Origin of the sequence: Kitasatospora sp. NPDC001539 (assembly GCF_040298565.1) — a bacterium.
In the GTDB taxonomy this organism is placed as follows: Bacteria; Actinomycetota; Actinomycetes; order Streptomycetales; family Streptomycetaceae; genus Kitasatospora.
This window is the reverse complement of sequence record NZ_JBEPAK010000236.1, coordinates 1-10,977: the sequence shown is the minus strand read 5'-3', so window position 1 is coordinate 10,977 and position 10,977 is coordinate 1. Positions and strand designations below refer to the sequence as shown.

Below are 10,977 nucleotides of genomic sequence, written 5' to 3'. Positions count from 1 at the left end.
CAACGAGCATGCCTACTCGGAGAGTTGCGCGATGGCTGCCTTATGACCAGGGGTTACGCCAAGATCTCTGCTACACCACTCCACGGGACGCCATCCAGTGCGGGCAGGTGATGTGCGGTTCAGAAGGCGTATTCGACCCATCCGAAGACCAGGATCAGCGCCTTCTTTCCTGCGCACATCGGTGAGTGCCCGGCGAATGCGAAGCAGCAGGAAGCAGCGAGCACCACGGCGGCTGCGGCGGCGAGCAGACCGGCTCCCGGAACAGGGCCGACGAGTACGAAGAGAACGGCTGAGAGCGCCGCCAGGGCGGCCATGCCCAGGCCCGCCTGACGGAGCGTCCTGAGGACGGAAACGTGGCCTGATCTGGCCTCCCGCTGATCCGCCTCTACGATGACGTGCTCCGTTGTACTGCAGAGTGCCCTGTCGCCCATGGTTCCCTTCCTGGGTGGGAGAGGACGGGGGCCGGTCCTCCCCGTCTTGTCTTCGGTGCCGCGCCCCGGAATCGGCGGGTGTCAGGAGGGCAGTGCTGCGGTCCGGGCCTTCTCCAGGTCCGCAACGAGGGATCGCACCCGCTCGTTGACCTTCTCCCCCCGGCCGTATCCGGCGAGCAGCGAGAGTTGGTCGGAGTTTCCGTCGGTCAGCACCAGCTCTGGGACGTCGGACGAGAAGAGCGTCCCCGACACGGTGGCTGACCGCACTGCCTCGACCTCCTGCCAGGTGTAGGACCGCGCTCGCAGGAGGCCGGAGTACGTGACGCCGGCCGCTCCGAAGGAGACGCCGAACATCGGGGCCCGGATCACCAGCACCAGCCCCGGAATACCGGTGAGGACGATGGGAATGAGGTCGTCCACCCTGCTGGCGAAGGCCGCGGACGAGACGGAGACCAGTACCAGGACCAGTCCGATCAGGAGATGGACGACTACCCAGGGACTGCGCCGCTTCTGCATGGTCACCCCAGTTTCGTTGGGCATCGGGTCGCCGTCCGGAGATCGGACGGCGACCCGGCAAGTTCAGCGCAGCGGGGACGGTGGTGGCGACGGTGTATCCGCCGAATACCGGCTCCGACGGCTGAATGGCGGGCTGCGGTGCGTGGCTCGGTGTGGGAGGCCGAGTCAGACGAACTGCAGGACCGTGAACCGATGGGTCCGGAAGCGGATCGTCCCGGCCGTCGTCGCGACGGTGACGATCCGGCGGCTCGGCAGCAGTGAGTCCCGTCCGTACACGGTCGCGGGGGCGCCGGAGGACTTGCCGTGGACGGTCTTCCGGACGCACCGTCGCGCGGAGGCTTGGCGGGGTCGGCCCACTCGCCGAAGCTGACGTCTCGTTCGAAATTCATTTCATCCACCTGTGGGTACTCAGCGGTGCAGTGTACCCGGGCCGACCCGTACGTCAGGCCGGTGGATGGTCGGGGCCGAATCGGCAAGCCGCGCCGGACTTCTCCCTGGTCAGCGACGGCAAAAGGGCGGCCATCACCAGCGCTCAGGACTGTGCGAATCCAGCTCGGTGGAATGCGGTCGTATTGCCGTTACTTTTCCGAAGCATTGCCAATTGCACCCCTCGGGTCAGGCCGCCTCGAACGTCGTGCTGCGCACCAGCGCCCGGGCCTGTGTGCCGTCCATCGGGTGGGCGAACAGGTAGCCCTGGCCCAGTGGGCAGCCCATCGCGGCGAGGAGGTCGCGCTGGTCGGGGTGTTCGATGCCTTCGGCGATGACCTGGACGTCGAGGGTGTCGGCGATCCGGGTGATGCCCTCGACCAGGGCGTACTGCTGGGCGGAGTGGCCGAGGCCGTCGATGAAGGACTTGTCGATCTTGAGGATGGAGATCGGGAACTCGCGCAGGTAGGACAGGGACGAGTAGCCGGTGCCGAAGTCGTCGATGGCGAGGCCGACGCCGAGGTTGCCGAGGGTGGCCATGTCGGCGCGCAGGCGGTCGTCGTGGCGCATCAGGACGGACTCGGTGAGCTCCAGGACCAGGGTGCGGGGGTCGATGCCCGAGGTGTCCAGGGCGTGGTGGACGACCTCCATGAAACCGGCGTCGCGGAACTGGCGGGCGGAGACGTTCACGTTGACGCGCAGCGGTGGGCGTCCGGCGGCGGCGCGGGCCGCGGAGCTGGCGGCGTGCCAGACGGCGGCCTCCTGCGCGGCACGTTCGAGGACCCAGGCGCCGAGCGGGACGATCTGGCCGCTCTCCTCGGCGAGGGCGATGAACTCGTCGGGCAGCACCATGCCGCGCCGGTCGCGCGGCCAGCGCACCAGGGCCTCGAAGCCGACCAGGTCGCCCGTGCGCAGGTCGACGATCGGCTGGTAGTACAGCTGGAACGCCGATTCGGCGATCGCCAGGTCCAGGTTCTCGTTGAGCTCGTGCCGCTCCACCAGCCCGGCCTGCAGGGCCGGCCGGTAGTGGCACCACTGCCGGCGCCCCGCCGCCTTCGCCGAGTACAGGGCGAGGTCCGCGTGGGTGAGCAGTTCGGCGGCGTCCACGCTGTCCTCGGTGGTCGCCACGCCGATGCTGGCGCTGACCCGGACGGCGCCCGCGCTCAGCTTGAACGGCTCGGCGAACACCGCCAGCACGTTGCCCGCGATGGTGTCGACGTCGCCGGGGCGGAGCGCGTCCTCGACCAGCACCGCGAACTCGTCGCCGCCGAGCCGGGCGGCCGTGTCCGAGCTGCGCAGCGCGGTGGAGATCCGCAGGGAGACGGCGACCAGCAGTTCGTCGCCGACCGCGTGGCCCTGGGTGTCGTTGACCATCTTGAAGTCGTCCAGGTCGATGAAGAGCACCCCGGTGACGGCCCCGCTGCGCTCGCTGCGGGAGAGCGCGTGGCCGACGCGGTCCTGGAACAGCACCCGGTTGGCGAGCCCGGTCAGCGAGTCGTGGAACGCCCGGTGGGTCAGCTCGCGCTCCATCTGGCGCTGCTCGGTCACGTCGCGCAGGGTGAGCACCAAGCCGCCGACGGTGGGGTCGTCGCGCAGGTCGGTGGAGCGGACCTCGACCTCGATCGGGGTGCGGTCCTGGCGCAGCAGCCGCCAGTGCTCGCGCGGCTGGTCGCCCCGCGGCGGGTCGGCCGGGCCGCGCATCCGGGCCAGCGCCTTGCCGACCGCCCGGCTGTCCTCGGTCGGCACGAGGTCGGTCAGCAGCGTGCCGTTCAGCTCGGGGTAGCCGAGCACCCGCTCGGCGGAGGAGGAGGCGTAGCGCACGCAGTCGTCCGCGTCGATGATCAGGATGACGTCGCTGGCGTTCTGCACCAGGGTGCGGAAGTACAGTTCGCTGTTGCGCCGGGTGACCTCCTGGCTCAGCACCACCCGTTCCACGGCCAGTGCCGCCTGGGCGGCCAGGATCTCCAGCGAGCCCCACAGGCTGGTCAGCTCCTGTTCGGTGCCGGTGACCACCAGGACGCCGATCGCCGGGTCGCCAGAGGGGCGTTCGGAGAGGGTGAGCGGGCAGACCAGGGCGCACGGCATCCGGCCCAGGTGGTCGGGCAGGCTGATGGACCCGACGGGCAGCAGCCTGGTCTCCCGGTCGGCCGCGAGGGCGAGCACCTCGTCGTCGGCCCCCGTCGGCGCCGGGTGGGGGTGCGCCGCACCCTGGCCGGCGCGCCGGACGTGCAGCACGCCCGACCCGGACGCCGCGGCGCTGCCCGGCGCGGCGCTGCCCGGCGCAGCGCCGTCGGCCGCAGCGCCGTCCGCCGAAGGGCGGCCGGCCGAAGGGCTGCCCGGCGCGGCACCCTCCGCCGTGGCGCCTCCCGCTGCGACGCCCCCAGCCCCAGCACCTCCCCCCGCGGCGCCCGCCGCCCCGGCGCCGCTCTGCTCGCCGCCGGACTCCGCGACCGCGAGCAGAGCGACGTGACCGCGCTCGGCCGGCATCAGCAGGGAGGCGGCGGCCTGGACGGCGTCCGCGACCTCCGAGACGGTGACGGCCGCGGTCAGCCGGGCCCCGGCCTCGCGCAGCGTGCGTTCCCGGGCCACCGCCTGGCGCCGGGCGACCACGACGACGGCCAGCCGGGCCAGGACGAGCAGGTAGAGCAGGCCGGAGAAGGCGCCGATCACGCCCGCGTTGTCGGTGTTCCCGGCCAGCGACTCGATGATCAGGATGACGGGGGCGATCAGCGAGGCCAGGGTGAGCAGGACGAGCCGGCCGGCGGACAGGTCCGGGTGCTGGGTGGGCACGGGCCGGGTCAGCTCGACCATCGAGGGGTGCAGCGCGGCCGCGCCCCAGGCGGCGTAGAAGGCCGCCCAGCCGAGCTCCACGCCGGTGCCGATCCGCCAGGTGCCGTGCAGTTGGATGAGCCCGTAGAGGATGTCCGAGGTGAGCAGGCCGAGTGCGCCGACGGTGAGCAGTTGCAGCGATCGGGACTTGCCGCCGCGCGGGGTCAACAGGCGCAGCAGCAGGGCCAGCACGACCACGTCGCCGAGCGGGTAGGCGATCGAGACGGCCTTCTGGAGCCAGGTGAGGTCCGGGTTCCGGGCGTACGGGAGGATCAGGTAGATCCAGACGAGCAGGGCCAGGCCGAGTGTGATGATCAGCGCGTCCAGCATTCCGGCGCGGTCCTGACGGGCCGTGCGCCAGCGGATGAAGCCGAGCAGGCCGACCGCGTAGAGCACGAACTCGGCGAGGTAGAAGCCGTCCCCGACGGACGGGAACGGATTGTTGAGGTGCAGGATGTCCAGTTGGAGGGCCTGCACCGCCTCACCGGTGGTGAAGCACAGGTTGGCGAGCGCCAGCAGGTACCAGAACAGCGGGTGCCGGGGGCGGTTGAGCCGGACGCCGACCACGATGGCGGCGACGCCGCCGAGGCCCATGCCCGTCCACCAGATGATCCGCAGCCCGGGGTCGGCGAAGTAGATGCCGGTGAACAGCACCATCCAGATCAGGTAACAGACCATCAGGCGTCGGCGCCGGTGAGTCAACGAGGCTACCTCCTCCACGGCATCACCCGCCGGTCGGGCGGGGGAGTGCGGGCGAGGGCGGGCGGTGCGGGGCGGATCGGTCGGAGTCGGGCTCGAGTTGAGCGGGAGTCGGGCGGGAGGTGGATCGCCGGGCGGATCGTTGTCGGGCCGGGGCTCGGATTGGACAGGATCTCCAGGGACGTCGACAGGGGCGGCGGGGACCACAGGGAGGTCCGGCGTCGACCGGCTGTCGACCCGGGCGAATCCGCCCACGAGCCAACGGCGTCCGGCGATGTCCGCGACGGACGTTCACGGTGTGCCATGAGTGCGTATAGTCGGAATTGTCGCACCTCCCAGCATTCTGCCGCTTCAGCAAGAGGTCAAGCCGGTGGATGACGCAGCCGACAGCGCACGGGGCGTACGAGCGGATGTGAGCTTCGGACATCACGCCGTGGTGCGCAACGATGACGGTCAGTATGCGATCTGGCCCTCGGGCCCGACCGTGCCGGGAGGTTGGCAGCCGGTGTACGGCCCGGCGTACCGGGCCGACTGCCGGGCGTGGGTGGAACGGCACTGGCCCGGGCCGGGCACCCCGCCGGCCCGCGCGGGATTCGCGCAGACGGCGCACGGGCTGTTCCGGGCGCGGGCGGCGCACGACCCGGACGCGGTCGCCGTCCTGGGCGGCGGAGTCACCTTGACCTACCGCGAGTTGGACGAACGCAGCGACCGGCTGGCGGCCGCGCTGCGGGCGCGCGGGGTGGGGCCGGAGCAGGTGGTGCCGGTCTGCCTGGGGCGCGGAGTGCCGCTGGTGGTGGCCTGGCTCGGGGTCCTCAAGTCGGGTGGGGCGTTCCTGCCGCTGGACCCGGCGCACCCGCAACGGCGGCTCGCCGGGCTGGTAGCGGACTGCGGGGCGCGGGTGGCGGTCACGGACGGGCGCTCCTTCGACGGCGTGGAGTCGGTGCCGGCGGACGCCGACGGTCCCGCCGGGCGATCAGCCGGCGACGCCCCGTACGCGGGAGGTGACCCCGCCCACCCAGGCGCCGACGCCGCGCCCGACGACCTCGCCTACCTGATCTACACCTCCGGTACCACCGGCCGCCCCAAGGGCGTGGCGGTCACCCACCGTGCGCTGGTGTTCACCCTCGACCGGGTGGTTCACGCCTACGGGCTGGCGCCCGGCGACCGGGTGCTGCAGCTGGCCGCGCTCGGCTCGGACACCGCGTTGGAGCAGGTGTTCTCCGCGCTGCTCGCCGGGGCCACGGTCGTCCTCGGCGGTGACGGCGGCACCTGGGCACCCACCGAGCTGGTGCAGCGGCTGCCGGAGCTGGGCCTGACCGTCGCCGACTTCACGCCCGCGTACTGGCACCACCTGCTCGACCTGCTGCCGCCCGACGGCCCCGCCCCGCAGGGCCTGCGGCTGGTGGTCGTCGGCGGGGACGTGGTGCACGCCGACGACTGCCGTGCCTCCCTGCGGCGCTTGCCGGGCGTCCGGCTGCTCAACGCGTACGGCGTCACCGAGGCCGCCGTGACCTCCCTGCTCTGCGAGGTCGGCCCGGACCTGCTCGACGCCCCGACCGCGCCGGTGCCGATCGGACGGCCGCTGCCCGGCGTCCGGGTGCACGTGCTGGACGAACGGCTGCGACCGGTCCGGCCCGGCGAGCGGGGCGAGATCCACCTCGGCGGGCCGGGCCTGGCCCGCGGCTACTGGCGCAGCCCCGGGCTCACCGCGGAATGCTTCCTGCCCGACCCGTACGCCCCGATGCCCGGCGAGCGGATGTACCGCACCGGCGACGCCGGGCGCTGGCGCGCGGACGGGCAGCTGGAGATCCTCGGCCGCTTCGACGACCAGGTGAAGGTGCGCGGGCACCGGGTCGACCCGGCCGAGATCGAGGCGGTCCTCGCCGCCCACCCGGCCGTTCGGCAGGCCAGGGTCGCGGCCGACGGCACCTCGCCGGACGGCGGCCGGACGCTCACCGCCTACTACACGTCCGGCGACCCGGCGGTGCGGCCGGAGGCGATCCGGGCGTTCCTCGCCGACCGGCTGCCGGAGTACCTGGTGCCGGCCGCGTTCGTGCCGTTGGAGGCGATGCCGCTGACGGCGGCCGGGAAGGTCGACCGCCGCCGGCTGCCGGACGCCCCGGTGCGGACGGGCCGCCCCGCGCGCCCCGATGCCGGAACGCCCGGCGCCCCTCCGCCCGGCGGCGCCGCCGCGCCCGGCGCCCCACCGCCCGACGCCCCTCCCCCCGGCGGCGCCGCCGCGCCCGAAGCCGCGCCCCCCGGCGCCGCTCCGCCCGGCGCGCCGGCCGCCACCGGCGAGCCGAACCCCGTGGAAGCCGCCGTGGGCCACCTCTGGGCCGAACTGCTCGGCGCCCGGCTCATCGGTCCGGAGGACGACTTCTTCGCCCTCGGCGGCACCTCCCTGCTCGCCATGGAGTTGCTCGCCAGGGCCCGGCTGATGTTCGGCCTGGACGTCACCCACGTCCGCACCCTCACCCGGGCGCTGCTGCGCTCGCCCGTGCTGCGCGACTTCACGGCAGCGCTGCAGTCCGCCCGTACCGGTGGGGCCGCTCCGGGCGAAACCGCCGTCGACTGGTACGCCGAGGCCCGACTCACCCACCCGGTGGGGCAGTCGTGGAGCCCGGCCCCCAGTCGGGCGGAGCCCGCCGAGATCCTGCTCACCGGCGCCACCGGCTTCTGCGGCGCCCACCTGCTGCACGCCCTGCTCGCCACCACCGGGGCGCGCATCCACTGCCTGGTCCGCGCCCCGGACGCCGAACACGCGATGGAGCGGCTGCGCGCCACCCAGCAGCGCTTCCTGCGGCACGACCTCGTGGACGCCCGGGTGGTGCCGCTGGTCGGTGACCTCGCCGCACCGAACCTAGGGCTGACGGGCGGTCGGTTCGACTGGCTGGCCGAGCACCTGGACGCCATCCACCACCTCGGGGGTCTGGTCAACTTCCTCTACCCCTACCACCAGTTGCGCGCACCCAACGTCGGCGGCACCCGGGAGGTGGTGCGGCTCGCCGGGCACAGCCGGGGCGTTCCCGTGCACTACCTCTCCACCCTCGCGGTCCTCGCCGGGTTCGGCTCCGCCGGAGTCCGGGAGGTCAGCGAACGCACGCCGCTCGCCCACCCCGAGCGGCTCGGCGTCGGCTACGTCGAGAGCAAGTGGGTCGCCGAACAGCTGCTGCACAACGCGGCGGCGAGCGGACTGCCGGTCACCGTGCTGCGCACCAACGACGTCACGGGCGACCTCGAGGCCGGGGTGATGAACACCGGCACCGAACTCTGCGCACTGATCAAGTACTTCGCCGACAGCGGGACGTACCCGGACGCACAACTCCCGCTGGACTTCGTGCCCGCCGACCGCTTCAGCCGCGCGATCGCCCACATCGCCGCCCACGCGCCCGCCGACGGGGAGGTCTACCACCTCACCTCGCCCCGCCCGGCCGGGCTCGCCGACCTCGCCGACCGGCTCCGGGCGCGCGGCCACCGGATCGTCCGACTCCCGTACCGGGAATGGGTGCAGCGCCTGGTCCGGTTCGCCGCCGCGCACCCGACCCATCCGATCACGCCCTTCGTGCCGCTGTTCGTCGACCGCGCGCCGGGGACGGAACTGTCCATCAGCGAGCTGTACTTCCAGCCCCTGTTCCCGCGGTTCGACCGGGCGAACACCGAGGACGCGCTGGAGGGCAGCGGGATCGAGCTGCCGGACGTCGACGCCGGGCTGCTGGACCACTACCTGGACCGGCTGGAGGCGGAGGGGTTCCTGTGACGTCGGCGAGCCCCTTCGACCGGCTGGGAGCCCGACTCGGCCCCGGCGACCGGCCGGTGGCCCTCGGCGGCGCCCTCGGGCCGGACGAACTGCTGGCCGCCTACCGGCGCGGCCTGTTCCCGATGCCGGCGGCGGACCTGTACGCCGGCGCCTACAACGAGGCGCTGTACGGGGAGGCGGTCGAGTCCGGCGAACTGCCGGTGCTGCCGGGCGGCGAGGACCCGTACGCGCTCGCGTGGTGGTCGCCGGACCCCCGGCCGGTGCTGCGCCCGGACGCCGTACGGCTGCCCCGCAGGCTCGCCCGGCGGCTGCGGGGCGCGCCGTGGTCGACCACCGTCGACCGGGCCTTCGGCGAGGTGCTCGCCGGCTGCGCCGAGGGGCGCCAACCGGCCTGGTTGACGCACGAGTTGGCGTCCGCTCTGCTGGAGCTGCACGCCAGGGGCGCGGCTCACAGCGGGGAGGTCTGGGAGGGCGGGGAACTGATCGGCGGGGTGTTCGGCGTCGCCGTCGGGCCGGTGCTGAGCCTGGACTCGATGTTCCACCGCCGCCCGGACGCCGCCCGAGTCGCCGTGGCCGACCTCGGTTCCCGGTTCGGCGCGGCGGGCGGACGGCTGCTGGACGCGCAGTGGGACGGGCCGTACATCCGCAGCCTCGGGGCGGTGCCGATGGAACGCTCCCGCTACCTCGCGGAACTGGCCGGGGCCGCCCCGACGGGCGCCCTGCCGGGCGAGCGGCTGCCCGTCGCGCGGCTGGTTCTCCCTGACCTGACCTGAGCCGCTCCGACCCGGTCTGAGCTGCGGCTTCGTGCGCCCTTGGCCTGTCTTCGACAAATTAATTCCCCGTCAGTAACATTGCGCCGCGTGTTCAAACCCTCGATAGGCAGGGCCGCACCCGTCGCCCTGCTCACCCTGATCCTCGCCGGAACGGCCGCCTGCGGGCCGACCGGCCCCGGCAGTGCCCCGCAGGCCGCCGTCGAACCGGCCGCCGCCACCGGAACCGCGGCCGGAACCGCCGTCGGCACCGGTGCGTCCGCCGCCGGGGGCAGCCCGGCGGCAGCCGCAGCGGCCGGCGGCGCCCCGCGGGCCCGGGCCGGAGCGGCCGCCCCGAGCAGCGCCGCCGCCACCGGTGCCGGCGCACCGGTCACCGTCGCGCCGGCCGGCGACAAGCTGGCCGCCATCGGAAGCCCCGGCAAGGACGGCGGCGCGGTCACGGCCGCGACCAAGGCCCTCCAACTCGCCGCCTACGACCCGGCGAAGGGCACCGCCGTGCTCGCCGCGCCGGGCCCCGGTACGTCCCCGGGCGCCACGCCGACCGCCACGCCCACCGCCGCTCCCACGGCCACTCCCACCGCCGGCGCCACGCCCGGTGCGAGCGCCACCGCGGCGGCGGCCGCCGTCCAGCCCGGCCAGCTGCTCGCCAGCCCGCCCACCGCCGCCGCGCCGCAGGGCGCACTGGTCGCCGTCACCGGCGTCCACCCGGGCGCGGGCAACACCGTCAACCTGACCACCCGTCCGGCCACCCTCACCGAACTCCTCGGCGGCACCGAGGCGGACGGCCAGGTCCCGGTCGACGTCCACGGCATCACCGTGACACCGCTGGTCAAGGACCTCAAGGCGTCCGTCGGCGCCGACCTCAACGGCGTGAAGGCCGACGCCTCCGGCACGCTGGAGGTCGACGTCAAGGCCCCCGTGCCGCTGCCCGAGGGCGCGAGCCTGGACGCCTCCGGCTCCCTCCAGCTGCACCCCGCCGTCCACTTCGCCTACCACGGCGCCCAGGCCACCAGCCCGCGCACCGCCTCCATCGGCTTCGACCTGGGCGCCCACGCGCAGTGGAAGGTCACCGGGGACGTCACCCGCACCACCGGCGCCGCGCCGATCCGGGTGCCCTTCGCCAAGCTGCAGGCCAGCCCGGTGCTGACCGTCGCGGGCCTGCCCGTGGTGGTCAACCTCGGGCTCACCTGCTACCTGGAGGTCAGCGCGGACGGCCAGGTCCACCTGGAGACCGAGCAGGACGCCACCGGCACCTGGGCCGTCCGCGCCGACTACACCGGCGGGAAGGGCTGGACCTCGGCCACCGACGCCGACACCAAGGTCTCCCCGGTCCACGTCCGTCTCAACGGCAAGGCCGGCGTGCGCGCCGCCCTCGGCGCCGAGATCAGCCTCGGCCTGTACGACACCGTCGGCGTCGAGACCACCGTCGCCCCCTACCTGAGCGCCAAGGTGGAGCGCGGAGCTCCTGCTCCGCCTCGGCGGTCCGCTGCGCTTCGCGCCGTCCCATGTCGTTGCCCCGCGCGATGAGGTACACGAAGACGCCGAGGAA

The 10,977-nt window shown here is 73.8% G+C and carries 7 protein-coding genes; 3 read left to right on the top strand and 4 right to left on the bottom strand.

The window, feature by feature from the left end; genetic code table 11:
* Positions 1-119: 119 nt before the first annotated feature.
* From ABT247_RS27195 to ABT247_RS27180, 4 genes are all read right to left on the bottom strand, one after another.
* A complete protein-coding gene (locus ABT247_RS27195) occupies positions 120-431 on the bottom strand; it encodes a hypothetical protein (RefSeq protein ID WP_350747277.1) in 312 nt (103 codons plus the stop codon).
* 81 nt (positions 432-512) lie between these two features.
* On the bottom strand, positions 513-971 hold the full coding sequence (locus ABT247_RS27190) for a hypothetical protein (protein ID WP_350747275.1): 459 nt from the start codon (positions 969-971) through the stop codon (positions 513-515).
* 141 nt (positions 972-1,112) lie between these two features.
* On the bottom strand, positions 1,113-1,304 hold the full coding sequence (locus ABT247_RS27185) for a hypothetical protein (protein WP_350747273.1): 192 nt from the start codon (positions 1,302-1,304) through the stop codon (positions 1,113-1,115).
* 258 nt (positions 1,305-1,562) lie between these two features.
* Entirely contained in the window at positions 1,563-4,904 is a 3,342-nt protein-coding gene (locus tag ABT247_RS27180) for a putative bifunctional diguanylate cyclase/phosphodiesterase (RefSeq protein ID WP_350747270.1), read from the bottom strand.
* A gap of 304 nt (positions 4,905-5,208) precedes the next feature.
* On the opposite strand from ABT247_RS27180, the gene ABT247_RS27175 reads away from it, so the two are divergent.
* The 3 genes from ABT247_RS27175 to ABT247_RS27165 all read left to right on the top strand — a co-directional run bounded on the left by ABT247_RS27175 (position 5,209) and on the right by ABT247_RS27165 (position 10,955).
* Positions 5,209-8,658, top strand: a complete 3,450-nt coding sequence (locus ABT247_RS27175; RefSeq protein WP_350747267.1) for an amino acid adenylation domain-containing protein — start codon at positions 5,209-5,211, stop codon at positions 8,656-8,658.
* Positions 8,655-9,431, top strand: coding sequence for a leucyl/phenylalanyl-tRNA--protein transferase (locus tag ABT247_RS27170; RefSeq protein WP_350747264.1), 777 nt, complete (start codon positions 8,655-8,657; stop codon positions 9,429-9,431). The genes ABT247_RS27175 and ABT247_RS27170 overlap by 4 nt, the downstream gene beginning before the upstream one ends.
* An 87-nt stretch (positions 9,432-9,518) precedes the next feature.
* Complete coding sequence (locus ABT247_RS27165; RefSeq protein WP_350747261.1) at positions 9,519-10,955, top strand: hypothetical protein; 1,437 nt, start codon at positions 9,519-9,521, stop codon at positions 10,953-10,955.
* Positions 10,956-10,977: the final 22 nt, after the last annotated feature.